This is a genomic window from Streptomyces sp. NPDC007983 (assembly GCF_042958345.1).
Taxonomy (GTDB): Bacteria; Actinomycetota; Actinomycetes; order Streptomycetales; family Streptomycetaceae; genus Streptomyces.
The window spans coordinates 110,436-135,530 of sequence record NZ_JBIBJI010000003.1; the positions used below are offsets into that span (position 1 = coordinate 110,436).

Sequence of the window (25,095 nt, forward strand, 5' to 3'; positions counted from 1 at the left end):
GAGACAACCCGGGCGAGGGACAACCAGGCGAAGGCAGCCGTCGGACGGTACGGGAGGACACCTGCATGGCGTGGCTGCTGGTCGTGGTCGCCGGGATTCTGGAAACGGGCTTCGCCGTCTGCCTCAAGCTCTCGCACGGCTTCACCAGGCTCTGGCCGACGGTCGCCTTCTGCGCCTTCGCGCTCGGCAGCTTCGGACTGCTGACGCTGTCCCTGAAGAAACTCGACGTGGGGCCCGCGTACGCGGTGTGGACGGGCATCGGCGCGGCCGGGACGGCGATCTACGGCATGGTCTTCCTCGACGACCTGGTCTCCGTGCTGAAGATCGTCTCCATCACGCTGGTGATCATCGGCGTGGTGGGCCTCCAGCTCTCCGGCTCGGGGCACTAGGTCCTGTCAGGGCTTGACCGTCCCGGGTGCCGAGCGCGCCGCGTACCGCGCTCGCCACCTCCACGGCGGGCGCCGGCGCGATGACGTACGACAGCGCCAGCCGCGCGGCCGTGTCGCAGGCCCTGGCCAGCTCCACCGGCCCGCCCGGCGGCCACTCCGCCGCCAGCAGCCGCACCGCCCGGTCCCGCGCCTGGCCCAGCAGATCGACCGGCGAGGGCAGCGGGTCGACGGCGGCGGAGCGGCGCGAGCGCGGCGGGCCGCCGAGCGGGGCCGGGCGCGCCGGCGACGGCAGCCGTTCGTTCCAGCATCCGGTGAGCACCGCCCGCACCAGCGGGTTCTCCGTCCCGGCCCGGACGGTCCACACGGCCGCCGCCGCCAGCCGCTCACCGGGCCCGGCGGCGCCCGGTACCCCGGCCAGGGCCCGCTCGACGCCGCTGAGATACGCCTCGGCCTCGCGCCGCACCAGGGCGCGCGCGAGGCCGTCCTTGCCGCCGAATTCGTTGTAGAGGGTCTGCCGCGACACTCCGGCCGACGCGGCGACGTCGGTCATCCGGATCCTGGCCCACGGGCGGCGCGCGAGGGCCGCGAAGGCCGCGTCGAGCAAGGATTCACGCGCTGCGGACATCGTCGCCTCCCAGGCCTTTCCGCGTGCACAGAATTGACGGCCCGCCAGACACTGTCAAGAGCCTCCGGTGGATCGCCCTGGTGCGGATCGATACTGTTCGGCCATGGCCGATTACCACGATGACCTGCGTTTCGCCCATGTACTGGCCGACGCCGCCGACGCCGCGACCATGGAGCGCTTCAAGGCGCTCGACCTCAAGGTCGAGACGAAACCCGACATGACGCCGGTGAGCGAGGCCGACAAGGCGGCCGAGGAGCTGATCCGCTCGCAGCTCCAGCGCGCCCGCCCGCGGGACGCGGTCCTCGGCGAGGAATTCGGCAGCGAGGGCACCGGCCCGCGCCGCTGGGTGGTCGACCCGATCGACGGCACGAAGAACTATGTGCGCGGGGTTCCGGTCTGGGCCACCCTGATCGCGCTCATGGAGCGCGGCGCGGGCGGCGACCGGCCGGTGGTCGGCGTGGTCTCCGCACCGGCGCTGGGCCGCCGCTGGTGGGCCGCCGAGGGGCTCGGGGCGTACAGCGGCCGGAGCCTGACGTCGGCGCACCGGCTGCACGTCTCGAAGGTGGCCGAGCTGAGGGACGCGTCGTTCGCGTACTCCTCGCTCAGCGGCTGGGAGGAGCGCGGCAAGCTGAACGGCTTCCTCGATCTGACCCGCGCCTGCTGGCGCACCCGGGGCTATGGCGACTTCTGGCCGTACATGATGGTCGCCGAGGGGTCGGTGGACCTGTGTGCCGAGCCGGAACTGTCGCTGTGGGACATGGCGGCGAACGCGGTGATCGTCCAGGAGGCGGGCGGCCGCTTCACCGGGCTCGACGGCGTACCGGGCCCGAACAGCGGCGACGCGGCGGCGTCCAACGGGCTGCTGCACGGCGCCATGCTGGATTACCTGCGGTAGTAACCGGGAGCCGTACGGCTGTCAACCGGAGCGTATGGGCGCGCTAAGCGGTAGATCGGCTTCCGCGCGCCCTTGTTGGGCCCACCGGAGCATGTGAACATGAGAATCCAGAGCCTTGTGAACTTGTGAATCCGTTCTCGAACGCGACGCGCGGATTCCCCTCAAGGAGGTGGCCCCATCCATGCCCATGCACGTGCGAGACGCCATGAGCTCGGTGATCCTCACCATCGGCCCCGCGCATACGCTCCGCCAGGCCGCCCGGCTGATGTCCGCGCGCCGGGTCGGGTCGGCCATCGTGCTCGACCCCGACACCAGCGGCCTCGGCATCCTCACCGAACGGGACATCCTCAACTCCCTCGGCGCGGGCCAGAACCCGGACCATGAGACCGCGCACGCCCACACCACCGCCGACGCCGTCTTCGCCACCCCCGGGTGGACCCTGGAGGAGGCGGCCCGCACGATGAGCCGGGGCGGCTTCCGCCACCTCATCGTGCTGGAGGCGGGCGACCCGGTCGGGGTGGTGTCGGTGCGCGACATCATCCGCTGCTGGACCCCGGCCCCGCAGCCCGCGCCGGCCTGACTCCACGGGGGCGACACGGAGAGGCCGGAGCCCCATGGCGTCCGGCCTCTCCGGTTCGTACGGCAAGCGGCCCTCAGCCGCGCAGGGCCTGAACCGCGACCTCCAGTCGCTTGCCGTAGTCCTCGTCCGCCTTGCGGAAGTTCTCGATCGCCCGCTGCGCGATGTCCTCGCGCGAGACCCGCGCGATGAAGCCCGCGAGGTTGGCGATCAAACGCTCCTTCTCCTCCTCCGACATCAGCCGGTAGAGGGCGCCCGCCTGGCCGAAGTCATCGTCCTCGGCGTGCGAGGGCGCCTCGTGATCACCGGTGACACCGCTGACCGGGGACGGCTGCCACAGCGGCCGGCCGGTCTGCGCCGGGCCGCCGAAGCTGTTCGGCTCGTAGTTCCTGGCGCCCGCGTGCCGGCCGTCGTACAGGAAGCCGTCGCGGCCGTGGGTGCGCGCCTCGGTGGCGTGCGGGCGGTTCACCGGCAGCTGGTCGGCGTTGATGCCGACGCGGTAGCGGTGGGCGTCGCCGTACGCGAAGAGACGGCCCTGCAGCATCTTGTCCGGGGACGGGCCGATGCCGGGCACCAGATGAGCCGGGGAGAAGATCGACTGCTCGACCTCGGCGAAGACGTTCCGCGGGTTGCGGTTCAGCTCCAGCGTGCCGATCTCGATCGGCGGATAGTCCTCGTGCGGCCAGACCTTGGTCAGGTCGAACGGGTTGAAGCGGTAGTGCGCCGCGTCCCGCTCGGGCATGATCTGCGCCTGCACGGTCCAGGTCGGGAAGTCACCGCGCTCGATGGACTCGCGCAGGTCGCGCTGGTGGCTGTCCGGGTCCTTGCCCGCGAGGAGTTCGGCCTCTTCCGAGGTCAGGTTCTTGATGCCCTGGTCGGTCTTGAAGTGGTACTTGACCCAGAAGACCTCGCCCGCGGCGTTGTTCCACTGGTAGGTGTGCGAACCGAAGCCGTCCATGTGGCGGTACGAGGCGGGGATGCCGCGGTCGCCGAACAGCCAGGTCACCTGATGGGTGGACTCGGGCGACAGGCTCCAGAAGTCCCAGACGCTGTCCGCCTCCTGCGAGCCCGTGTACGGGTCGCGCTTCTGGGTGTGGATGAAGTCGGGGAACTTGATGGCGTCCTTGATGAAGAACACCGGGGTGTTGTTCCCGACCAGGTCGTAGTTGCCGTCCTCGGTGTAGAACTTCAGCGCGAAGCCGCGCGGGTCGCGCACCGCGTCCGCCGAGCCGAGGTTGCCCGCGACCGTCGAGAAGCGCAGGAACGTCTCGGTCTGCTTGCCCACCTCGGAGAGGAACGCCGCGCGCGTCCACCGGGAGACGTCCCGGGTCAGCGTGAAGGTGCCGTACGCACCGGCGCCGCGCGCGTGCACCACCCGCTCCGGGATCCGCTCGCGGTTGAAGTGGGCGAGCTTCTCGATCAGGTGCTGGTCCTGGATCAGGACCGGACCGGCGGCGCCCGCCGTCTGGCTGTTCTGGTTGTCCGCCACCGGAGCCCCGGACTCCGTGGTCAGCGGACCCGTGATGTTGTCCTGGACCGTCACGTGCGCCTCCTCGGTGAATCGATCGGATTCGATCCTACATTGGACTTTGTCTAAGTCAAGAAGACCTGAAGACTGATACCCGTTCCGGTCATGGATCCGGCCACTGCTACCCTTGTCCTTATCTGACTGATAGGTGAATGGCATGAGTGACCTGCTGAAACGACTCCGGGGACGCGGCTGGCGGCTGACCGCGCAACGGCGTGTCGTCGCCGAGGTCCTCGACGGGGACCACGTGCACTACACCGCCGACGAGGTACACGCGCTGGCGGCCGACCGTCTGCCCGAGATCTCCCGCGCGACGGTGTACAACACCCTCGGCGAGCTGGTCTCGCTCGGCGAGGTGATCGAGGTCAGCACGGACGGCAGGGCGAAGCGTTACGACCCGAACGCGCACCACGCGCACCAGCACCTGGTGTGCGCGCGCTGCGGCACGATCCGCGACGTCCACCCCGTCGGCGACCTGCTGGCCGGCCTGCCCGCGCGGGAGCGCTTCGGCTTCGCGGTCTCCGCGGTCGAGGTGACCTACCGCGGGGTCTGCCCCGACTGCGCGGCCTGACCACGGAAGGGCGCCACCCGGCGTGGCGCCCTTCGCCCCGCGCATGACAGCGCATGAAGGCGTATGACCGCACATGATCGTCAACGCATGACGAAGGGCCCGGATCCTTGAGGATCCGGGCCCTTCGTTCTCGTAGCGGGGACAGGATTTGAACCTGCGACCTCTGGGTTATGAGCCCAGCGAGCTACCGAGCTGCTCCACCCCGCGTCGGTGTGAAGCAACCTTAACCCGAGGCCAACGCCAGGAGCAAACCGGTTACCCGGAGGCCTGCCGAGGAGTTACGCCGTCAGCTCCTGCTGCAGCGCGTCCCGCAGCCGGGCCGCCCGCTCGGCGACCTCCGCCGGGCCCAGCTCGACCGCCCGGGCGCACCACCGCTGCCCCTCGGCCAGCGCGCCGCGGCGGGCCGCGAGCAGCGCCAGGCGCAGCGCGGCGCGGCCGTGCCCGGCCCCGGCCGCGCGCGTCCACCACAGGGCGGCCTCCGGCTCGCTGCCCTCGCGGGCCAGCAGCAGCCCCAGGTTGAACGCGCCGTTGCTGCTGCCCGCCTCGGCGGCCATCCGGTACCAGCGGGCGGCCTCGACCACCTCGCCCCGGGCGGCCGCGAGCATGCCGACGCGCACCTGGGCACGCCGGTGGCCCTGGCGGGCGGCCCGCTCGTACCACTCCTCGTACTCGGGCACGGAGCCGTCGTCCGGCGCGACCGGGAACCGCGTCCCGGAGCCGAAGCCGGTGCCGGTCGCCGCGGGGTCGCCGCCGACCGACGAGCGGTCCAGCAGCGCCGCCAGCCGGAAGGCGGCCTCGGCGCTGCCGCCGCCCGCGGCGCAGCGCAGATGGCGCTCGGCCGCCTGGTGGTCACCCTCCCGCAGCAGGGCGATGCCGACCTGGAGGGCGGCCTCGGTGTGCCCGGCGGCCGCGGCCCGCTCGTACCACTGCCGGGCGGCCCGCTCCTCGTCCCGGCCCGCGTACAGGATGCCCAGGTTGAACGCGGCGTCCACGCTGCCCGCCTCGGCCGCCTTGGAGAACCACGGCTCGGCGCCCGCCGCGTCGCCGCGCTGGAGCAGCATGACGGCGACCGCGTTGGCGGCCTCGCGGTGCCCGGCGTAGGCGGCGCGGCGGTACCACTGCTCGGCCTGGGCGGTACGGCCCTGCTCGGCGCAGAGCAGGCCGAGGTTGTACGCGCCGTTGATGTCCCCGGCGTCCAGGGCGGCCCGGTACCAGCGCTCGGCGGTCTGGGTCTCGCCGCGGTCGGCGTGCAGCGCGCCCAGGGCGTTGGCCGCGTTGCCGTCGCCGTCCTGGGCGGCGCGGTGCCACCAGACGGCGGCGCTGTCGGTGTCGCCCGCGTCGCGCAGCAGGAAGGCGAGCGCGCAGGCGGCGCGCGGCTCGCCGTCCTTGGCGGACGTCAGGTACCAGCGGCCCGCCTCCTGGGTCTCGCCGCGCTTCTCCAGCAGCGTGCCGAGGCGCAGCGCGGCGCGCCGGTGGCCGCGCGCGGCGGCCTGCCGGTACCACTGCTCGGCCTCCTCCGGCTCCGCGTCGGCGGCGGCCCGGCCGCGCTCCTCGCCGCTCTCGTCGTCGGTGTGGTCGAGGATCCGGGCGAGGCGGTAGGCGGCCTCGCGGTGGCCGCGCTCGGCGGCCGCGCGGAACCACCGCTCGGCGCCGATGTCGCTGCGGTGTTCGAGCAGGTCGGCGAGGGCGTACGCGCCCAGGGTGTGGCCGGATTCGGCGGACTGGCGCAGCCAGTACTCGGCGGCCGGTTCGTCGCCGCGCTCACGGTGGTGGCGGCCGAGGGCGTGGGCGGCCGCGGCGGAGCCGGCGACGGCGGCGATGCGCCACCAGCCGGCCGCCTCGTCGGCGTACCCGCGCTGGTGGAGAAGGACACCGAGGTTGTTGGCGGCGGCGCGGTCGCCGGCGCCGGTGGCCCCGCGCAGATACGGCTCGGCGCCGTCGAGGTCGCCGCGCCGCAGCAGGAGCGCGCCGAGCGCGCTCATGGACGCCGTATCGCCGGACTCGGCCGCACGGCGGTGCCGTGTCTCGTCCTCGGCATCGTCATGCGTGTGCGCAAAACGCCCTGTCTCCAACAGACTGACCCTGTCCCCCATAAATTCCATCGTGGCATCACCCGCATCCGGCGTACACCTGGTATACCGCAGCCAGTGAGGTCACTTCAGCGTTTTGTCGACTTGCCCACAGAGAGACAACCCAAACGCTTGTATCCCGAATCGTTGAGTAGACACACAACAAGGCCCGGATCCTTGCGGATCCGGGCCTCGTCTGTCAGTAGCGGGGACAGGATTTGAACCTGCGACCTCTGGGTTATGAGCCCAGCGAGCTACCGAGCTGCTCCACCCCGCGCCGTCGTGTCACTACCGTACCACGGCGCGGGGCGCCCTCTTCTCGGTCGTTTCCCCTGGTCGGGAGCGTCAGCCGCCCTTGTTGCCGCCGCTCTGGCTCCGCGGCTGGTTCTGCTTGTCCGCCTGCTTGTCGGCGGCCTTCTGCTCCGCCTTGGCCGCCTTGTCCAGCGCGTCCTTGAGGTCCTCCTGGGCCCTGCCGTACGCGTCCCAGTCCTGCGGCTTCTGCTCCAGCGCCTTCTGGCTGTCCTCCCAGGCCGTCTGGGCGTCCTTCAGCGCCTCCTGCACCGTGGGGTCGGCGCTCGGCTTCCCGGTGCTGTCGTCCGGCGGCTGCTGCCCGTCGGAGGCCTCCTCCCCGAAGACCGCGTCCAGCGCCTCGGGCAAGGTGTTCTTGAAGGCGGGCTCGTTGCCGTTGTAGGAGACGCCCACCTTCTTCAGCAGCGGGTAGTTGGAGTTGCCACCGCGCGCGTACACCGGCTCGATATAGAGGAAGCCTCCGTTGAACGGCACCGTCAGCAGGTTGCCGTACTCGATGTCCGAGTCGGTGCCGCGGAGGTTCCGTACGAACTCGGCCACTTCGGGGGTGCCGTTCAGCTTGCTCTGCACCTGCTGTGGACCGGGCACGTCATTGGTGACCTTCAGCATCCTTATCGTGCCGTAGTCCTTGCTCTTGGCGTCTGCGTCGACGGACATGAACGCCCCGAGCGTGGGCCGCCCGTTGGGGGTGAAGGTCGTCGTCAGCGAGAAGGCCTGCTTCTGCTGGTCCGGCATCTTCATGCTCAGGTAGTACGGCGGGACCGCGCTGCCGTCCTTGCGGGTCGGGTCGTCCGGCACCTGCCAGGCGTCACTGCCGCTGTAGAACTGCTGCGGGTCGGTGACGTGGTAGCGGGTCAGCAGCTCGCGCTGGACCTTGAACAGGTCCTGCGGATACCGCAGATGCTCCTTCAGCTGGTCGCTGATGGCGCCCTTCGGCTTGACCGTGCCCGGGAACGCCTTCTCCCAGGTCTTGAGCACCGGGTCCTTGGTGTCCCACTCGTAGAGATCGACGGATCCGTCGTACGCGTCGACGGTCGCCTTCACCGAGTTCCGGATGTAGTTGACCTTGTTCTGCTGGGCGACCACCGAACGGTCCTGGCCGCTCAGCGAGTCGGCCGTGCTGTCGCCGAGGGTGGTGCGCGACGCGTACGGATAGCCGTTGGTGGTGGTGTAGGCGTCCACGACCCACTTGATGCGGCCGTCGACCACCGCCGGGTAGGCGTCCCCGTCGATGGTCAGCCACGGGGCGACCTTCTCGACGCGCTCCTTGGGCGTGCGGTTGTACAGGATGCGCGAACCCTCGCCGATGGCGCCGGAGTAGAGGATCTGCGGCTCGGCGAACGCCACCGCGTAGGCGGCGCGGTTGACCGGGTTGGAGAGGCTGACCCCGCTGTTGCCCTTGTAGCTGGTGGTCTTCTCGCCGTTGTCCTCGTAGTCCAGCTCCTTCTGCGGGCCGCCCACTATCGAGTACTGGTTGGTCTTCTCGCCGTAGTAGACCTGCTGGCGATAGCGCCCGGAGCCCACCCCTCCACCGCTGGTGGGCAGCCCGGCCTCGGTGAAGTCCGGGGCGCCCTGCTGGTCCGCCTCGGGGTCCGGGGTGGTGCCCTTGGCCGCGATCATGCCGTAGCCGTGGGTGTAGGTGAAGTGGTCGTTGATCCAGTTCCGCTTCGGCACACCGGCGAGGTTCAGCTCGCGCACACCGACGACGGTGTCCTGATCCTTGCCGTCGGCGTCCTTGTAGCGGTCGACGTCCAGGGTCGACGGGAACTGGTAGTACTTACGCTTCTGCTGGAGCTGCTGGAAGGTCGGCGAGACCACGCTCGGGTCGATCAGCCGGTAGCTGGCCGTCGAATCGGCGGTCTGCCGCAGCGCGGCGCCGCCCTTGTCGTCGGTCTTGCCGGTGTAGTCCGCCACCTTGGATTCATCGATGCCGTACGCCTTGCGCGTGGCCTCGATGTTCTTCTTGATGTACGGCGACTCCTTGGCCTGCTCGTTCGGCTGGACCTGGAACTTCTGCACGATCGCCGGGTAGAGCCCGCCGATCAGGATCGCCGACAGCACCATCAGCCCGAAGCCGATCACCGGAAGCTGCCAGGTGCGCCGCCACAGCGTCGCGAAGAACAGCAGCGCGCAGATGACCGCGATGCAGAAGAGGATCGTCTTGGCGGGCAGATAGGCGTTGGCGTCGACGTAGCGCAGACCGGTCCAGTTGTCCGTCGCCTTGAAGTCGCTCGACTTCACCGCCAGGCCGTACCGGTCCAGCCAGTACGCCACCGCCTTCAGCGCCACGAAGACACCCACCAGCACCGACAGATGGCCGGTGGCCGCGCCGGTCGCCCGGGCTCCCGGGCTGGTGACGCGCAGGCCCCCGTAGAGGTAGTGCACCAGGGCCGCGGCGATCAGGGAGAGCACCGTGGCCGCGAAGCCGAAGCTCAGCAGGAAGCGGTACCAGGGCAGGTCGAAGGCGAAGAAGGCCACGTCCTTGTGGAACTCCGCGTCCTTCTGGCCGAAGGGCACGCTGTTGATCCACAGCAGCCACAGCCGCCACTGACCGGCCGCGGAGGCCCCGGCGATCAGCCCGACCAGCGCGGTGACCGCGAGCAGCACCCACTTCTTGAACGGGGCGATGCCCATCCGGTACCGGTCGAGGCTCTGCTGCTCCATCGACATCGCGCTCAGCGGCGGCCGCAGCCGGTGCGCCAGCCAGATGTTGACCCCGACGGCCGTGGACATCAGCAGGCCGAAGACGAAGAACAGCCCGATCTTCGTCCGCAGGGTGGTGCTGAAGACCGACGAGTAATGAAGCGAGCGATACCAGAGCCAATCCGTCCAAAACCCCGCAAACATGACGAAGAGCATGGCCAGCACAGCCAGCACACCCAGGGTCATGAACAGGGTCCGGACTCGCCGGGACGGCCGGCCGACTCTGATCCGCGGTCCCGTCGGGCCTCCGCCGCGGTCCGGCATCTGGAAAGCCAAGGTGCGCACCTCGAAGTTCGCTGTTGTCGATACGGGCCCGGACAGAAGGACCCACCTGATGCAACTTACTCAGGCTTTACTCAGTTCCCGATTCCGGGTCCGATCAGGGCACGATATGAACCATGTCCAATGCAACCCCCGGTACCGGCCCTCTTGCCGCGAATCCGCTCACCCGCGCCGTCCTGGAAATCGACGAGTACGCCTCCGGGCTCGGCTGGGACCAGCCCGCCCGGCTCTTCGCCCTCGTCGACACCGCGCAGCTGCGTACCCAGGAGCCCGAGCTGGCCGGCCAGCTCGGGCTCGACGAGGACGGTGACGAGCCCGCGGCGTCCCTCACCCCCATCGAGCAGGACGAGCTGCCCTCCCAGGCCCCGCTCGACGAATTCCTTGCCACCATCGCCTGGCCCGACGCCGTGATCGGCTGCGCCATGACCGTGGAGCGGCTGATGCTGCCGCCGTCCGCCGAGTCCTCCGTGCCGAAGGACCTGGACGACACCCAGCTGGCGGCCTGGGTCGCGGAGCACCCGGAGCGCCAGGAGGTCCGGATGACGGTCGCCGTGCTGCGGGGCGGGGAGCGCGAGTCGGCGGTGCGGCTGCGCGAGAAGGACGCCACGACGGAGGTGCTGACCGGGGCCGGCCTGGTGCCGGGTCTCGCCGACGCGCTGGCCGCCACCTTCGCCACCGACTGACGCCGGGACCATCCCGGACGCGAGGCGGCCGCCGGACCAGATGTCCGGCGGCCGCCTCGCGTCGTACCGCCCTGTGCCGTGCTTCTTACGGCGTGCCTCTTACGCCGTGCTTCTTGGTGCCGTGCGGGCCGCTCAGCTCGCGGCGCAGCGGGGCAGACCGGCGGTGTCTCCCGAGCGGATCTTCTTGAGGGCCTTCAGCGCGTCGTCGATGGTGTGCACCTTCACCAGCCGCAGGCCGTCCGGCACGTCCTTGGCCGCCGCCGCGCAGTTCTCCTTGGGGGTGAGGAAGAACCGGGCACCGGCCTCGCGGGCGCCGATCGTCTTCATCTCGATCCCGCCGATCGGCCCCACGACGCCCTTGTCGTCGATGGTGCCGGTGCCCGCGATGAACTTCCCGCCGGTCAGGTCGCCCTCCTTGGACACCCGGTCCACGATGCCGAGGGCGAACATCAGACCGGCGCTCGGCCCGCCGACGTCGGCCAGCTTGATGTCGATCTTGAACGGGAAGGTGTAGTCGATCCCGGCCTGGATGCCGACGATGGCCCGGCCGCCGGCCTTCTTGGTGGTGATCGCGATCCGCTTCTCGTCGGTCGGCCGCTTACCGCTCTTCTCCGCGGCCGCGGCCACCTTGGCCGGGACGATCGAGAAGGTCACCTTCTCGCCGGGCTTGTGCTTGGTCACCAGCTTGGCGACGTTGTCGGGCTCGCGCACCGCGGTGCCGTCCACCGACTTGATCACATCGCCCGCGTGCAGCGTGCCCTGGGACGGGCTGCCCTTCACCACGGCACCCACGATCACCTGGGAGGAGACCTTCTTGTGCAGCGCCTTGAGCGCCGCGACCTTGGCGCTCTCCTGGGACTGGCTGAATTCCTCCGCGTTCTGCTGGTTCACCTCGTCCGGAGTTTTGTCGTCCGGGTAGAGGGTGTCGTGCGGCACCACCACATTGTCGTGGGAGAGCCAGCCGTAGACGGCCTCCACGAGATTCATCCGGTACTCGGATCCGGTGACCCGGACCGTCGTCATATTGAGGTGGCCCCCGGTGGTCTCGCAGCCCTTGTGACCGGAGATCTGCAGCACGCACTCGCCGTTGTGTTCGCCCAGCGTGTTGTACGTCGGCCCCGGTGACATCTCCGCGTACGGCACCGGGATCAGCACACCGGCGCACAGCAGCGCGATCAGCATCAGTAGGGAGGCGAGCATCGTCGCGGTGCGGCGTGGCATGGAACGACAGTACGGGACGCGTATGGCAGCCCACTCCCGGGGCCGTCCGTCCGAGGGGCCGGACCTCAGGCGGCCGCGTCCGTATCCGTGCGCGTGCGTTCCATCGCCTCTCGGAACCGCGTATATCCGGCCAGTTCCTCGACGTCCCCCACGGTCTTGCGGTTGTTGCGCGCGGCCCAACCTGCATAGAGCGTGGCGGCTATCGCCGCGAGAACGGGAATGAGCAACCAGAGAAGCGCTCCCATAGCGGCCTCCCGACCCCTGATAAGCACCGCGACTGACAGATGAGCAGACTAATCCTCCGCGAGGTCAACGCTCACGGCAGGGTGGGGGTTACGCAAGTGGAGTACACCATTCCGAGTGGACTCCATGGCGTAACTGTTATACCGGCCCGCCGAGCGCTGTCTGTTTCGCGCGCCCTCCCGTCGCCCGACCGCCACCGCTCAACGAGGCGCTACGCGCCCACCCATTCTTCGGTGCCATCGGCGAAGGTCTGGTGCTTCCAGATCGGGACCTCGCTCTTGAGGTCGTCGATCAGCCGGCGGCAGGCGGCGAACGCCTCCGCGCGGTGCGGACAGGAGACCGCCACGACGACGGCCAGGTCGCCGATCACCAGATCGCCGACCCGGTGCACGGCGGCCAGCGCGCGCACCGGGAAGTCGGCCGCGACCTTCTCGGCCACCCGCCGCAGCTCGGCCTCGGCGCTCGGATGGGCGGAGTATCCGAGGGCGCCCACGTCCGCGCCCCCGTCGTGGTTGCGCACGGTGCCCACGAAGAGCGCCGTACCGCCCGCCGCGGCATCGCCGACCGCCCCGAACACCTCGTCCACCGACAGCGGGGTCTCGCGGACCGCGAGCAGGCGGATGGGGTCGGCTGCCGCGCCCTCGCCGGGATGATCGTGCGTATGTGCCATGTGGTCCATCGTGCCGTATGCCGTCCCGTGGTGAGGGACTGCCGTGACGGGCTGCCGTGAAAGCCGTCGTGACCGGCGTAGCGACCCGGGCGCCTAGGCGCGGCGGCGCGCCTTGCGGGCGCGGCGCACGATCGCGGCGGTGCCCACCAGGGCGACGGTCGCGCCCGCGGCGCCCAGCGTGGTGGCGTCCTTGCGGCCCAGCCGCCGCCCGGCGACCGTATGCCGCCCGGAGACCTCCTCCAGCAGCTCGGCCAGCACCTCCTCGTTGGTCCACCGGGGCCGCCAGCCCGCCGCGTGCAGCCGGCTGCCGCTGACCGCCCAGGGGTGCATGGTGTACGCGAGGTCCCCGGCCGGGGACGGCGTCAGGCCCAGCCGGTGCAGCCGGGAGGCGGCGCCGAGGGCGACCGCCGACGGCAGCTCCATGCGCCGGATTCCGGACAGCTCCTCGACCTCCTCCTGCTCCAGCCAGCCGTCACAGCCGACCGCCAGCTCCCCCTCGACCTTCTCCAGCGCGGCGTACTCCAGCGCGCTGACCAGGTCTTCCATATGGCAGAACTGCCAGGTGGGACGGGATCCGGCGACCACCAGCAGCCGGGGCGACTCGAAGTAGCGGGTGAGCGCGGTGTCCGTGCCGCCGACCAGGACCGCGGGGCGCACGACGGTCACATTCAGCCCCGGATGCGCCCGGGGCGCGCGCTCCCCCAGCCGTTCGATCTCCAGCAGGTCGCCGACGCCGGTGGCCTCGGCGGTCGCCCGCAGCTCCGCGTCCTCGGCGAGCGGAACGTCGTTGTCGGCGAGCGCGCCGTAGACCATCGCGGAGGTGCACAGCACCACCCGGCGCACTCCGGCGGCCGCGGCCGCGGTAAGAACGGTCTGGGTGCCGCGCACGTTGTAGGCGGTGCGCGCGGCGGGGTCGGTGCCCAGGTCCAGGTCGACGGCGAGATGCACGACGACATCGGCGCCGCGCAGCTTCTCGGCGATGGCCGGATCGCGCACGTCCAGCACGTGCCACTGCGCCTCGGTCACCTCGCCGCGCCGCTCGTCGAGGGCCAGCACCTGTTTGATCTCTTCGGACTCCGCGAGCCGCTGCGTGAGCAGGGCGCCGGGGCCCGAGGCGGCACCGGTGACCGCCACGACGCGTCGTCGTGCGGTACGGGCCGTATCGTTTCGCGCAGCGCGAACTTCTCGGTCTGGGGAACTCACCGGGCGTCTCCAGCGGTTGTCTTCAGTACGCAGCGCGTGCACACGTACGTACCAGGTAACGCCCATCCTGCCGCAGCGCGGCGATCAGCGAAGCACTGAGCCCGGAAACCGGCGAGGTGTCTAGGCTGGGTGGTGATGTCGGGCATCCGCCGCCGGCCAGTGGCCGGTGGCCCAACGAGCCGAGGAACCCCGTGAGTGACACCCCATTCGGATTCGGCCTTCCGCCGGAGGAGCCGGAGGACGGCGACGACGGTAAGAAGAAGGGCGGCCAGGGCGACGAGCAGGGCCCCGCGAATCCCTTCGGGTTCGGCAGCGGGGCGGGCGGTCCGGCCGGAGCAGGCGGCGCGGACAATCCGTTCGCGGCGATGTTCGGTTCGCTCAACCCGGGCGACCTGGGCGCCGCCTTCCAGCAGCTCGGGCAGATGCTCTCGTACGAGGGCGGCCCGGTGAACTGGGACATGGCCAAGGACATCGCGCGGCAGACCGTCGCGCGCGGCACCGCCGACGGCACCAAGGACGAGAGCGTCGGCCCCGCCGACCGCGCCGCGGTCCAGGAGGCCGTGCGGCTGGCGGACCTGTGGCTGGACGGGGTCACGTCGCTGCCCTCGGGCTCGGGGACCGCCGTCGCGTGGAGCCGCGCCGAGTGGGTCGAGGCGACGCTGCCGGTGTGGAAGGACCTGGTCGACCCGGTCGCCGAGCGGGTCGGCGCCGCCATGGGCGACGTCCTGCCCGAGGAGATGCAGGCCATGGCCGGCCCGCTGCTCGGGATGATGCGTTCGATGGGTGGCGCGATGTTCGGCACCCAGATCGGGCAGGCGCTGGGCGTGCTGGCCGGTGAGGTGGTCGGCTCGACCGACATCGGGCTCCCGCTGGGCCCGGCGGGCAAGGCGGCGCTGCTGCCGGTCAACATCGCGGCGCTGGGCTCCGGCCTCGGCGTCCCCAAGGACGAGGTGCGGCTGTATCTGGCGCTGCGCGAGGCGGCCCACCAGCGGCTGTTCTCGCACGTGCCGTGGCTGCGCTCGCATCTGTTCGGTGCCGTCGAGGGGTACGCCCGGGGCATCAAGGTGGACACGGCGAAGCTGGAGGACGCGGTCGGCCAGCTCGACCCGACCCACCCCGAGCAGCTGCAGGAAGCGCTCCAGCAGGGCATGTTCCAGCCGGAGGACACCCCGGAGCAGAAGGCCGCGCTGGCCCGGCTGGAGACCGCGCTCGCGCTGGTCGAGGGCTGGGTGGACGCGGTGGTGCACGCCGCCGCCAAGCCCCATCTGCCGTCCGCGGACGCCCTGCGCGAGACGCTGCGGCGCCGCCGCGCGAGCGGCGGGCCCGCCGAGCAGACCTTCGCCACGCTGATCGGCCTGGAGCTGCGGCCGCGCCGGCTGCGGGACGCCTCGCGGCTGTGGGCGTCGCTCACCGACGCGCGCGGCGTGGACGGCCGCGACGCGCTGTGGGAGCACCCGGACATGCTGCCGACGGCCGAGGACCTCGACGACCCGGACGGCTTCGTCCACCGCGAGCAGCTGGACTTCTCCGAGCTGGACAAGATGCTCGGCGAGGCCGCGGGCGGTGAGGACCGTACGGAGGGCTCCGGCGGCAGTGCTTCCGACGACCGGGCTTCCGACGACCGTGCCTCCGACGACCGTAAGGACGAGCGGGGCGACGGCGAGAAGTGAGCCTTCATAAGGACGCGGCGCGGGTCCTCGAGCGGTGGCCCGCGCCCGACGCCGACCAGGAGCGGCTGCGGCAGGCGTACGGCGACCATCTGGCCGCGTATCCCGACGGCATGTGGAAGGCGTGCGGCGACGGGCATCTCACGGCGAGCGCGCTGGTGATCGACCCGCCGCGGGAGCGCGTCCTGCTCACGCTGCACCGCAAGCTGCGGATGTGGCTCCAGATGGGCGGCCACTGTGAGCCGGGGGACGCCACGCTGGCGGACGCGGCGCTGCGGGAGGCCACCGAGGAGTCGGGCATCGCGGGGCTGACCCTGCTGCCGGGCGGGCCGGTGCGGCTCGACCGGCATCACACGCCGTGCGCCTGGCATCTGGACGTGCAGTACGCGGCGGTGGCCCCGCCGGACGCGGTGGCGGCGATCAGCGACGAGTCGCTGGACCTGCGCTGGTTCGGATACGACGAGGTGGCGGACGTGGCCGACGCGTCGGTGCGCCACCTGGTGGCCCGTACCCGCGCGCTGGTCTGAGGAGCGCGCGGGCACGGACCGGTTGCCCCAGGGGGCGTCCGGCGGCCGTCAGTTGCTGAAGATGTTGCCCTGGTTCTGCCCGCGGGCCCCCTGCTGGCCCATGCCGAACTGGGCGGCCGCGCCGCCGCCGATCACCGCGTTCTGCGGCGGCAGCAGCTCGCTCGGCTGGACGAGGGCGTAACCCTGGCCCAGGAAGCTCAGCTCCCAGCCCTCCCCGGTGCTGCCGCGGCGGCGCCACACCCCCGAGGAATGCGTCTGCGCCTGCATCTGGACGCGCAGCGAGCTGGACCACGCGACGATCGCGTCCGCGTCGGCGTTGACGTACTTGTCCGGCGTCACCTGCAGCATCAGCGGCTGACCGGAGGTCATGAGCGCGACCTTGCCCCGGCCGGAGATGTTGAGGTTGTACTTGCCGGAGCCGGTGATGCCGAACTGGCTGTCCACCGCGATCGACTCCCAGTGCAGCGTGGAGTCCAGTGCCAGCACGTACGCGCTGTCGACCGTCAGACCGTCGTGGTCCACGTCCATCACATGGACGTGCTGGGCGAGGTTGGCGAGGTAGACCGTGCCCTGCCCGGAGCAGCGCATCAGATCCAGGCCCTCGCCGGTGCGGGCACGGGCGCGCCGCTGCCCGGCGCTCTGGTACTCGCCGTCGAACTCGATCAGCCCCTGATAGGCGACCATGCTGCCCTTGCGGGCGAGAACGTCCTCATGGCCGTTGAGCGCGACCCGCAGCATCTTGCGGTTCTGCAGCGCGTAACGGTCCTCGCTCTGGGTCTCGGTGAAGCCGAAAAGCGGGCTCTGCATGTGTCCTTCTCCCCCTCAGCCCCGGGCCCGGAGCCGGTCGGTGCTGTCCTCGCTGGGCTGTACGACGACGAAGCCCTGCCCGGAGAAGCCGAGCTGGTAGGCCTCGCCGCTGCCCCGGCCGATCAGGGACGACGCCTTGAAGCTGCGCTTGCCCTTGACCTTCAGACCGCTGGACCAGGCGACGAGCGCGTCCGGGTCCACATAGGTCTCGTCCTCGCCGCGGCCGCAGTCGACGACGATGGGGGTGCCGCGGGAGGTCAGGGCGACCCATCCGGTGCCGGAGACGCCCACGTTGAACAGGCCCTGCCCGGCGAACTTGGCGATGCCCTTGACCCGTTCGACACCCCACTGGAGGTGGGCGTCGAAGGCGAGCAGATTGGTGCCGTTCACGGACAGCGCGTCGCCGTTGAGATTGATGCAGACGACGTTCGCCCCGTAGTCGGCGAGATAGAGCAGCCCGTCGCCGCTGCACCGCATGAGCGGCGCGCCCTCGCCGGTCAGCCACTGGGAGGCCATCTGGCGCACCGCGGGCGGGTTCGGCTCGTACTGCACGAAGCCCTCGTACGCCACCATCGAACCGGTGCGGGCGAAGAGGTCCTGGCCGCTCTGCATGGCGACCTTGAGCATGCTGCTGCCGTGGTTCTCCATGCGGGCCGCGACCGGGGTGGCTGCGAAGCCCGAGATCATTTGCTGGTCCATGACGGGCTCCCTCAGACCTCGTAGGGCTGGACGACGATGAAGTTGCCGGGCGCACCGCGGAACTGGAGGTTCACGGTCTCCCCGCTGTGGCCGGGGTAGGCGCTGCGGCGCAGCCGCACCTGGCTGGAGATGATCACCTGGGAACCGGCGGACCAGGCCACGATGGCGTTGCTGTCGGCGAAGGTCGTCGGGGTGACGGGGAGCACCACCGGGGTGCCCTGGGTCTTCACGACGACCGTGCCGTTGCCCTGGAACTGCATCGTGAACAGCGCGCCCCCGGGGATGCCGTGGCCCTCGATCCGGCGCACCTCGTGCTGCAGCGATTCGTCGAAGGCGAGCACGTTCTCGGCGGAGACGCAGATCGCGTCGCCCTGCAGCTCGATCGGGTGCAGCTCGGCGGCGTTCTCCGCGAGGAAGACCTGGCCCTGGCCGGTGCAGCGCATCAGCTGCATCTCCTGGCCGGTCGCGTTGCCGACGATCCGGCCGCGGGCACCCGCGCCCTTGTAGCTGAAGTCGACCTTCCCCTGGTAGAGCACCATGCTGCCCTGGCGGGCGAGCACCGGCTGACCGTCGACGCCGAGGTCGACCCGCGTCATCCGCGGGTTCTGCGGCGTCCAGCGCTGACCGGTGGCCGACTCGCGGTACTCGGCGAGCGCGGCCTGCACCCCGGGGGCCCCGCCCTGGGGAGCGGCGGCCACGCCCTGGGGGGCGGTCGCGCCCTGGGGCCGGCCGTACGGGGCGGGCTGGCCGGGGTACGGCTGGCCCTGGCCGGGAGGCTGCTGGCCGTACGGGGCGGGCGGCGCCTGCCCCGGCGGCTGGCCGAACTGCGGCTGCTGGCCGGGGTACGGCTGGCCGGGCGGGCCCGGAGGCGGCACCGGGCCGGGCGGCGGCGCCTGACCCGGCGGCACGATCGGCGCGGCGAGCGTGGGCGCCGCGTGCACCTGCGGTGCGCCCGGTGCGGGCTGCGGGGCCGGGGGCTGCTGAGGGGTGCCCTGGGGCGGCGTGCCCTGGGGCGGCGTGCCCTGCGGCGGGGTGCCCTGGGGCGGCGTGCCCTGGGGCGGCGTGCCCTGGGGCGCGCCGAAGCCGGGGGCCGGGGCGGGCTGCTGCGGCTGCGGTGCGGGCGGGGCCGCGAAGCCCGGGGCGGGGGCCGCCTGGCCGGGGGGCGCGAAACCGGGCGCACCACCCTGCGCGGGCGCCGGCGCGGGCACGGGCGCGGGCTCCTCCTCGGCGACCTCGCCGCCGAAGTTCTTGAGCAGTGCCTCGAGTCCGCCGTCGAAGCCCTGGCCGACGGCGGCGAAGCGCCAGACGTCCTTGAGGTAGAAGTCGCCCAGCATCACCGCGCGCTCGGTGCTGAACTCCGTTCCGTTGAAGGAGTACCGGGCCACCTCCTCGCCGCCCGCGACGATCCGGATGTAGCCGGGTCCGATCTGCGACATCTGGCCCGCGCCGTCGAGGGTCGCGGTGAAGGAGAGCTTCTGGATGGTCGGCGGAATGCTGTCGAGCGTGACCCGGAACGACTCGGTGTCACCGGCCTGCGCGCCGAGCTGCTGTATCGCTTCTTCAGGTGATTTGGGCTGATTGAAGAAGATGAAGTAGCGGTCGTCCGACAGCCGTTCGTCCGCGTCGAGGCCGAAGCAGCTGATGTCGAAGGACAGCCCCGGCCCGGCGATCTGCACACCGACGTACAGATCCCTCCCGGCGGTCAGATCGCTGATCTTGGCCTTGTGGCCGCGCTGGAATTCCCTGGCCATACGTAACGACCGTCCCCCATCCCGAAACCGGTGAGTGCATTGCGCGCCAGGCTAGCCGCTGCCGCCGACTCTGAACGACGCCGGGGAGCGCGGTGCGGTTCCTCAGCCGGATTCCGTTTCGGCACCCGTCAGATGCGGCAGCCGCCCGGCGGCCACCACACCCTCCAGATAGCCCCGGGCGCGCTCGGTGCGCGGATACGCCTCCAAAAGCTCCCAGAAGCGGCGGCCGTGACCGGGCACCAGCAGATGGGCCAGCTCATGGACGAGGACGTAGTCCACCACGTACTCCGGCATGCCCTTGAGCCGGTGGGAGAGCCGGATGCTGCCCTCGGCCGGGGTGCAGGACCCCCAGCGGGTGTTCTGGTTGGTGACCCAGCGGACCGAGGCGGGCCGGGCCCGGCCGCCCAGATACTGCTCCGACAGCCACTCCGCGCGCGCCGCCAGCTCCGTATCGCCCAGCATCCGCTTGCTCTCCTGCGCGGCGAGCTTCTCCAGCATGACCCCGACCCAGCGCTGTTCCTCCGCCTCCGACATCCGGGCGGGGATGAGGACGATGGTGCGGTCGCCCTCGCGGTACGCGGAGACGGTCCTGCGCCGGCGCGAACTCCGGCGGACCTCGACCGCGCTCGTGCCCGAGCCTCGGTTCTGCGGGCTTGGCGTACTCGGCGGGCTCGTCGGGATCGGGGCGGTGCGCGGGGAAGGATCGGCGGGCACGCCCCGACGTTACCCGCTGGCAGCCGGGGAAGTCCTGCCCTCGCACGCGGTTGCGGGGCGAACCACCGTTCTTAGTGACTGAGCGGGAGGGAGCCCTGGTGCCAGGACTCGTGCTCGGCCGGGTGCTCCGAACGGTTGTGAGCACCCTGGTCGCCCGCTTTCGCTTCACGTCCGGCGCCGACGGATCGTGTCCGTGGTCCGGGAATGCGGGGGCGGGTTTCCTCACGCCCCGGGGTGCCCGATGTGGCCTGGACGGTCCGATGCCCCGCACGATCGCTCTGGCCGTGCGGGGGCGGTGCCGTCCGTCGCCGGATCGGGTGCCCCAGGGCGCGCCTGCCGATCGCCACCGCTGCCGCGTGATGGCGAGTGGTCTTCCTGGTCTTGCTGGTGAGGGGCTTTTGCCAGTGCTGGGCGCCCCAGCGGCTGGTATAGGCCGGGTCCACGGCGACGACGGTGATGCCAAGCTCGGCGGCCATCGACACCAGCCGGGCCCGCAGCTTGGCGGTGGGTAAGCCGGAGATCAGCTTGCGGAAGCGCTTCCTGCGGCCGTGCTTCTCGCGTGTCTTCTCCGCTGCGAAGTCCAGGTCCTCGATTGCGATTGCCGGCCTGTGGCGTTTGGCCCAGTGCAGAAGGCGGATGAGGGCGTGACGCACCTGCGCATCCCGGTGCGGTGCACTGCCGGACAGGTCGTAGTCGAACCTGCGCGGTTCACCGACCGGGTTGCCGTGGGTGTCCAGACGCCAGGCGGCAAGGTGGCCGGCGTTGGTGTCCACTCCGATCAGCCCGCCGGACCGGACAGCCTCCAAAGGCACCGTCCTGACCGGTGGGGGCTGCCAGGAGGCGGTCAGGTACCAGCGGTCCCGGGCCACGTCGTAGTGGATGCGGCCAGCGCCCACTGATCATGGGTGGCCTTCCCATCGCCCCAAGGCTCGCCGAGCGGTCGCCGATGCTCACTCGCGCACGCCCAAGCGCACTCAAGCGCTTTCAACCGACAGCAGCTCCCCGCCCCCTCGGCGTGCATGGCTTGTACGACTATCAACACAGCCTGTGGATAACTTTCGGCGGCGGGTGGGCGGCGGGGCGCATGCTGTGAATCGTTCGACGAGGCGATGCGGCACATCGACGAAGGGGGCGGCGATGCATCCCATGCTCAAGCCCGCGCTGCGGCGCGGCTGGCGGAGCCGGGACACGGTGCAGTTCGGGGTGGCCCGGGCGCATGCGGTGGTGGTGGGCCCACTGGACACGGCGACGGGCAGCTTCCTGGAGCTGCTCGACGGCACCCGCGGGCTGCCCCTGCTGCGGCAGGAGGCCCAGGCCCTCGGGCTGCCGGAGGGGCGGGCCGATGAGCTGCTGGACCGGCTGACGGCGGCCGGGCTGCTGGACGATACGAGACCCGGCGGCCCCCTTGCCGCCGCGGCGAGCGGCCCCGGCCCGGCCCTCGACCGGCTGCGGCCGGACTCGGCGGGGCTGTCGGTGCTGCATCCGGAGCCGGGGGCGGCGGCGCGGCTGCTCGCCGCGCGGCGGGCGACGCGGGTGCAGGTGCGCGGTGCGGGGCGGGTCGGGTCGGCGGTCGCCGCGGCGCTGTCCGCCTCGGGGGTCGGGCAGGTCGATGTGGTGGACGGAGGCTGTGTCGAGCCGTGGGACGTGGCGCCCGGCGGGCTGTCCGCCGAGCAGATCGGGGAGCGGCGGGAGGTGGCCGCCCGTCGGCTGGTGCGCCGGACGGCGCCGGGCCCGCGGCCGCGCCCGCGGGCCGGGGAGCCCCCGGCCGGCGGGGAGCCGGGGCTGGCCCTGGTGGTGATCGCCCCGCGCGACGGGCTCGCGGCGTACGCACCGGACCCCTCGGCGGCCGGGCCGCTGCTCGCCTCCGGCACCCCTCATCTGTACGCGGGCGTGATCGAGGCCACGGGGGTGGTAGGGCCTCTTGTCCTGCCGGGCCTCACACCCTGCGCGGGCTGCGCCGCGGCGGTCCGCGCCGAGCGGGAGCCGGTGTGGCCGCGGATGCTGGCCCAGTGGCGCTCCGGCCGCCGTGGATCCGCACCCGCCTGTGACACGGCGCTGGCCACGGTGGTGGCCGGGCTCACCGCCTCCCGGGCGCTGGCCTTCCTCGACGGCGGACCGTCCGGGGGTGCCCCGGCGGCCCGCTGGGAGCTGGCGCTGCCGGCCCTCTCCTGGCAGGCCGAGCGCGTCGAGGCGCATCCCGGATGCGAGTGCGGAGCGGCCGGGCGGGATGATGCGGTATACGCCTCGGCCGCGGAGAGACCGCACGCCACAATGTGCGGGTGACCGACGTCCGCGGAGTGGGCGACGGGGGTCCGGGAGGCTGCCTCCCGGGATGGCTCAGCTGTACTTGGAGGGCGCATGTCCGATCTGCCGCGCAAGGCGATCACCCGCACCGCCAAACTGGCGGCGCTGCCCTTGGGATTCGCGGGGCGCGCCACCTGGGGGCTGGGGAAGCGGATAGGAGGGCGACCGGCGGAGATCGTCGCTCGCGAGATGCAGCAGCGCACCGCCGAGCAGATGTTCAAGGTCCTCGGCGAGCTCAAGGGCGGGGCGATGAAGCTCGGGCAGGCGATGTCGGTCTTCGAATCGGCGCTGCCCGAGGAGATCGCGAAGCCCTACCGGGCGGCCCTCACCAAGCTCCAGGAGGCCGCGCCGCCCATGCCCACCAGTACGGTCCACGCGGCGCTGGAGGAGCGGCTCGGCCCGGACTGGCAGGAGCTGTTCCTGGAGTTCGAGGACAAACCGGCGGCGGCCGCCTCGATCGGGCAGGTGCACCGGGCGGTCTGGCACGACGGGCGCGAGGTCGCGGTCAAGGTGCAGTACCCGGGGGCGGGCGAGGCGCTGCTGTCCGACCTCGCCCAGCTGAGCCGGTTCGCCCGGGTGCTGGGGCCGCTGGTGCCGGGCATGGACATCAAGCCGCTGATCGCGGAGCTGCGCGACCGGGTGGCCGAGGAGCTGGACTACGAGCTGGAGGCCGAGTCCCAGCGCGCCCATGTGACGGAGTACGCCGAGGACACGGAGATCGTGGTGCCCGAGGTGGTGCACCAGAGCGATCAGGTGCTGATCACCGAATGGCTGGAGGGCATACCGCTCTCCGAGGTGATCGCCGAGGGCAGGCCCGAGCAGCGTGACCGGGCCGGTCAGCTGCTGGCCCGCTTTCTGTTCTCGGGGGCGTCCCGCACCGGCCTGCTGCACGCCGATCCGCACCCCGGTAACTTCCGGCTGCTCACCGGGGACGCCCCGGACGGGCCGCCGGAGAAGTGGAAGCTGGGCGTCCTGGACTTCGGCTCGGTGGACCGGCTCCCCGGCGGGCTGCCCGGGCCCATCGGCATCGCGCTGCGGATGGCGCTGGAGGGTGACGCCGCGGGGGTCTACGACCTGATGCGGGGTGAGGGCTTCGTCAAGCCGACGATCGAGCTGGATCCGGACGCGCTGCTGGAGTTCCTGCTGCCGATGCTCGAACCGGCCCAGGTCGACGCGTTCCACTTCGAGAGGCAGTGGATACGGAGCCAGGCGGCCCGGATGGCCGATCGCAGTTCACCTGTCCACGAGCTGGGCAACCAGCTCAATCTGCCGCCCGCCTATCTGCTGATCCACCGGGTGACGCTGAGCACGATCGGCGTGCTGTGCCAGCTGGGCGCCACGGTGCGGCTGCGGGATGAACTCGAAGCCTGGGTGACCGGCTTCGCCGCCGAGCCGGACGAGACGGACGAGACCGAGGAGACCGGCGAGACCGGCGAGACCGGCGAGACCGGCGAGACGGAGGAGACCGAGGGCGGCCAGAAGGTCGAGGACGCGGAGACCTCGGCCTGATACCGGGAACGGCCGAGGGCCGGTCCGCATCGGACCGGCCCCTCGTATCCCTTGGTGCCCTTGGTCTCGGCGCGTGGCCGCGTCAGGACATGACCGCGGTGGCCAGCGCCCGCCGGGCACGGAGCGACGCCCGCTCCGCACGGCGCTGCAGGCGCATATGCGCACGCGCCAGGGCTTCTGGGATGAGTTGCATTTCTCGGGTCCTGTTCTGGCGCGACTCGGGCGCACCGGAGTGACGGCGTGTGGGTGTGTCGGAGACCGGTGGGGTCATCGTCGGGACCTGCTTCATGGGGTCGTGCGTCGCTGGGCGATCGATGGTGCCGGGGGTGCTCATGCCGCGACCGGGTTCTTGCGCGGGCGGCCACGCGGCCGCTTGCGGGCCACGACGACGCCCTGGACGAACAGCTCGCCGCCCCAGACGCCCCACGGCTCGCGGCGGTCTTTGGCGCCGGCGAGGCAGGCCTCGCGCAGCGGACAGGTCTGGCACAGCGACTTGGCGTACTCGACGTCGGCCGGCGACTCCGCGAAGAAGACCTCCGGGTCGTAGGAGCGGCACGGGACGGCTACGCCCAGGCTCTCGATGGCGTCATCGAGTTCGGTGAGGGCGGTGAGCGGGGTGGTCAAGGGGTCCTCCGAGGAGTCAGGCGGTCGGTTCAGGTCGGGCCCAGCGGACGGGGCGTGTGCGTTGAGTTGCACGGTGGTGTGTTCCTCGTCTGTTCGGTCCGGCTCGTGGCCGGGCGCTGGCAAATCAAAAGGACCGCGGATCCCGGTGTGGGTTCCGCGGCCCTGGAAGGTGCCGACCTGATCCTGAATCAGGCTGGATAACTCCAGGGTTCGAGCCTGCGGAAGGCCCACTTGTCATGGCGCTGCTGCGTCGTCCGGGATCCGGCACCATTGGCCGCCAGGGCATAGGCGAATGCCCGTGCCGCTGCCGCTACCGCAGGTGCCTGGATCGGTCGCTCACTGCGCTCGCTGAGACGCGCTTCATTGGCGCCGGGCATACCGGTGCCGGGAAGCGGGGAGCCGAGCGGGCAGGCAGCGATGACCGATCGATCGGTCATTTTGATGGTCTCCATGAAGCTGATCATTGGTCTTCGCCTCCTCTCGGCGTCTCAGGGACCAGTGGGAACCGGTCCGGACTTACGTAGT

Annotated in this window: 24 protein-coding genes, 2 tRNA genes and 1 pseudogene; 9 read left to right on the forward strand and 18 right to left on the reverse strand. The window is 71.4% G+C overall.

The annotated features are described in order from the left end of the window. Nucleotides 1–65: 65 nt before the first annotated feature. Nucleotides 66–389, forward strand: a complete 324-nt coding sequence (locus ACFZCY_RS09455; protein WP_361477476.1) for a multidrug efflux SMR transporter — start codon at nucleotides 66–68, stop codon at nucleotides 387–389. On the opposite strand, the gene ACFZCY_RS09460 is transcribed toward ACFZCY_RS09455, so the two are convergent. Further along, nucleotides 346–1,014 carry a TetR family transcriptional regulator gene (locus ACFZCY_RS09460; RefSeq protein WP_391170654.1) on the reverse strand — a complete coding sequence of 223 codons (669 nt, stop codon included), beginning with the start codon at nucleotides 1,012–1,014 and terminating at the stop codon, nucleotides 346–348. The two genes, ACFZCY_RS09455 and ACFZCY_RS09460, sit on opposite strands and share 44 nt — an antisense overlap. Nucleotides 1,015–1,117: 103 nt before the next feature. Here ACFZCY_RS09460 and hisN point away from each other — a divergent pair, with 103 nt between their 5' ends. Continuing rightward, complete coding sequence (gene hisN / locus ACFZCY_RS09465) at nucleotides 1,118–1,909, forward strand: histidinol-phosphatase (RefSeq protein WP_055547973.1); 792 nt, start codon at nucleotides 1,118–1,120, stop codon at nucleotides 1,907–1,909. A 187-nt stretch (nucleotides 1,910–2,096) separates the two neighbouring features. Then, nucleotides 2,097–2,489: a CBS domain-containing protein gene (locus ACFZCY_RS09470; protein WP_391172087.1), complete on the forward strand. Its 393-nt coding sequence runs from the start codon at nucleotides 2,097–2,099 to the stop codon at nucleotides 2,487–2,489. A gap of 73 nt (nucleotides 2,490–2,562) precedes the next feature. On the opposite strand, the gene ACFZCY_RS09475 is transcribed toward ACFZCY_RS09470, so the two are convergent. Beyond that, nucleotides 2,563–4,029, reverse strand: coding sequence for a catalase (locus ACFZCY_RS09475; protein ID WP_391170657.1), 1,467 nt, complete (start codon nucleotides 4,027–4,029; stop codon nucleotides 2,563–2,565). Nucleotides 4,030–4,171: 142 nt separating this feature from the next. Here ACFZCY_RS09475 and ACFZCY_RS09480 point away from each other — a divergent pair, with 142 nt between their 5' ends. Further along, entirely contained in the window at nucleotides 4,172–4,585 is a 414-nt protein-coding gene (locus ACFZCY_RS09480; protein WP_391170659.1) for a transcriptional repressor, read from the forward strand. Nucleotides 4,586–4,718: 133 nt separating this feature from the next. Here ACFZCY_RS09480 and ACFZCY_RS09485 read toward each other — a convergent pair. From ACFZCY_RS09485 to ACFZCY_RS09500, 4 genes are all read right to left on the reverse strand, one after another. Next, nucleotides 4,719–4,792, reverse strand: a tRNA-Met gene (locus tag ACFZCY_RS09485). A 71-nt stretch (nucleotides 4,793–4,863) separates the two neighbouring features. After that, the gene (locus ACFZCY_RS09490; protein ID WP_391170661.1) at nucleotides 4,864–6,687 is read right to left on the reverse strand and encodes a tetratricopeptide repeat protein; all 1,824 of its coding nucleotides are present in this window, start codon (nucleotides 6,685–6,687) and stop codon (nucleotides 4,864–4,866) included. Between the two features lie 170 nt (nucleotides 6,688–6,857). Continuing rightward, a tRNA-Met gene (locus ACFZCY_RS09495) sits at nucleotides 6,858–6,931 on the reverse strand. A 68-nt stretch (nucleotides 6,932–6,999) separates the two neighbouring features. Beyond that, nucleotides 7,000–9,930: a UPF0182 family protein gene (locus tag ACFZCY_RS09500; RefSeq protein ID WP_391172089.1), complete on the reverse strand. Its 2,931-nt coding sequence runs from the start codon at nucleotides 9,928–9,930 to the stop codon at nucleotides 7,000–7,002. Nucleotides 9,931–10,064: 134 nt separating this feature from the next. Here ACFZCY_RS09500 and ACFZCY_RS09505 point away from each other — a divergent pair, with 134 nt between their 5' ends. After that, entirely contained in the window at nucleotides 10,065–10,631 is a 567-nt protein-coding gene (locus ACFZCY_RS09505) for a PPA1309 family protein (RefSeq protein ID WP_391170663.1), read from the forward strand. Nucleotides 10,632–10,763: 132 nt separating this feature from the next. Here ACFZCY_RS09505 and ACFZCY_RS09510 read toward each other — a convergent pair whose 3' ends face one another. The 4 genes from ACFZCY_RS09510 to ACFZCY_RS09525 form a co-directional block, all read right to left on the reverse strand. Continuing rightward, nucleotides 10,764–11,852 (reverse strand): PDZ domain-containing protein, encoded by a 1,089-nt coding sequence (locus ACFZCY_RS09510; RefSeq protein ID WP_391170665.1) that lies wholly within the window; start codon nucleotides 11,850–11,852, stop codon nucleotides 10,764–10,766. A 65-nt stretch (nucleotides 11,853–11,917) separates the two neighbouring features. Further along, the gene (locus ACFZCY_RS09515; protein WP_391170667.1) at nucleotides 11,918–12,097 is read right to left on the reverse strand and encodes a hypothetical protein; all 180 of its coding nucleotides are present in this window, start codon (nucleotides 12,095–12,097) and stop codon (nucleotides 11,918–11,920) included. A gap of 209 nt (nucleotides 12,098–12,306) precedes the next feature. Then, a complete protein-coding gene (locus tag ACFZCY_RS09520) occupies nucleotides 12,307–12,765 on the reverse strand; it encodes a molybdenum cofactor biosynthesis protein MoaE (RefSeq protein ID WP_055548751.1) in 459 nt (152 codons plus the stop codon). Between the two features lie 93 nt (nucleotides 12,766–12,858). Further along, nucleotides 12,859–13,968, reverse strand: a complete 1,110-nt coding sequence (locus ACFZCY_RS09525; RefSeq protein ID WP_391170669.1) for an NAD-dependent epimerase/dehydratase family protein — start codon at nucleotides 13,966–13,968, stop codon at nucleotides 12,859–12,861. 191 nt (nucleotides 13,969–14,159) lie between these two features. Here ACFZCY_RS09525 and ACFZCY_RS09530 point away from each other — a divergent pair, with 191 nt between their 5' ends. Continuing rightward, nucleotides 14,160–15,638, forward strand: a complete 1,479-nt coding sequence (locus ACFZCY_RS09530) for a zinc-dependent metalloprotease (protein ID WP_391170671.1) — start codon at nucleotides 14,160–14,162, stop codon at nucleotides 15,636–15,638. Next, on the forward strand, nucleotides 15,635–16,162 hold the full coding sequence (locus ACFZCY_RS09535; protein WP_391170673.1) for an NUDIX domain-containing protein: 528 nt from the start codon (nucleotides 15,635–15,637) through the stop codon (nucleotides 16,160–16,162). The genes ACFZCY_RS09530 and ACFZCY_RS09535 overlap by 4 nt, the downstream gene beginning before the upstream one ends. A 48-nt stretch (nucleotides 16,163–16,210) precedes the next feature. Here the strand turns inward: ACFZCY_RS09535 and ACFZCY_RS09540 are convergent, their stop codons facing one another. The 5 genes and pseudogenes from ACFZCY_RS09540 to ACFZCY_RS09560 form a co-directional block, all read right to left on the reverse strand. Next, nucleotides 16,211–16,969 carry an AIM24 family protein gene (locus tag ACFZCY_RS09540; protein ID WP_055547993.1) on the reverse strand — a complete coding sequence of 253 codons (759 nt, stop codon included), beginning with the start codon at nucleotides 16,967–16,969 and terminating at the stop codon, nucleotides 16,211–16,213. Nucleotides 16,970–16,984: 15 nt separating this feature from the next. Next, entirely contained in the window at nucleotides 16,985–17,668 is a 684-nt protein-coding gene (locus ACFZCY_RS09545; RefSeq protein ID WP_358626116.1) for an AIM24 family protein, read from the reverse strand. A gap of 11 nt (nucleotides 17,669–17,679) precedes the next feature. Next, nucleotides 17,680–19,419 (reverse strand): TerD family protein, encoded by a 1,740-nt coding sequence (locus tag ACFZCY_RS09550; protein ID WP_391170676.1) that lies wholly within the window; start codon nucleotides 19,417–19,419, stop codon nucleotides 17,680–17,682. A 102-nt stretch (nucleotides 19,420–19,521) separates the two neighbouring features. Further along, nucleotides 19,522–20,133 carry a YgjP-like metallopeptidase domain-containing protein gene (locus ACFZCY_RS09555; protein ID WP_391170678.1) on the reverse strand — a complete coding sequence of 204 codons (612 nt, stop codon included), beginning with the start codon at nucleotides 20,131–20,133 and terminating at the stop codon, nucleotides 19,522–19,524. 71 nt (nucleotides 20,134–20,204) lie between these two features. Further along, a pseudogene (locus ACFZCY_RS09560) lies at nucleotides 20,205–21,023 on the reverse strand (IS200/IS605 family accessory protein TnpB-related protein); the annotation flags it as partial. Between the two features lie 247 nt (nucleotides 21,024–21,270). On the opposite strand from ACFZCY_RS09560, the gene ACFZCY_RS09565 reads away from it, so the two are divergent. Both ACFZCY_RS09565 and ACFZCY_RS09570 read left to right on the forward strand, forming a co-directional pair. Beyond that, nucleotides 21,271–22,416: a ThiF family adenylyltransferase gene (locus ACFZCY_RS09565; protein WP_391170680.1), complete on the forward strand. Its 1,146-nt coding sequence runs from the start codon at nucleotides 21,271–21,273 to the stop codon at nucleotides 22,414–22,416. A gap of 75 nt (nucleotides 22,417–22,491) precedes the next feature. Then, on the forward strand, nucleotides 22,492–23,946 hold the full coding sequence (locus ACFZCY_RS09570) for an AarF/UbiB family protein (protein WP_391170682.1): 1,455 nt from the start codon (nucleotides 22,492–22,494) through the stop codon (nucleotides 23,944–23,946). 82 nt (nucleotides 23,947–24,028) lie between these two features. Here ACFZCY_RS09570 and ACFZCY_RS09575 read toward each other — a convergent pair whose 3' ends face one another. From ACFZCY_RS09575 to ACFZCY_RS09585, 3 genes are all read right to left on the reverse strand, one after another. Continuing rightward, on the reverse strand, nucleotides 24,029–24,280 hold the full coding sequence (locus tag ACFZCY_RS09575) for a hypothetical protein (protein ID WP_391170684.1): 252 nt from the start codon (nucleotides 24,278–24,280) through the stop codon (nucleotides 24,029–24,031). Beyond that, nucleotides 24,277–24,642, reverse strand: a complete 366-nt coding sequence (locus ACFZCY_RS09580; protein WP_391170686.1) for a WhiB family transcriptional regulator — start codon at nucleotides 24,640–24,642, stop codon at nucleotides 24,277–24,279. Before ACFZCY_RS09580 ends, ACFZCY_RS09575 begins: the two co-directional genes overlap by 4 nt. 116 nt (nucleotides 24,643–24,758) lie before the next feature. Then, entirely contained in the window at nucleotides 24,759–25,034 is a 276-nt protein-coding gene (locus ACFZCY_RS09585) for a hypothetical protein (protein ID WP_391170688.1), read from the reverse strand. Nucleotides 25,035–25,095: the final 61 nt, after the last annotated feature.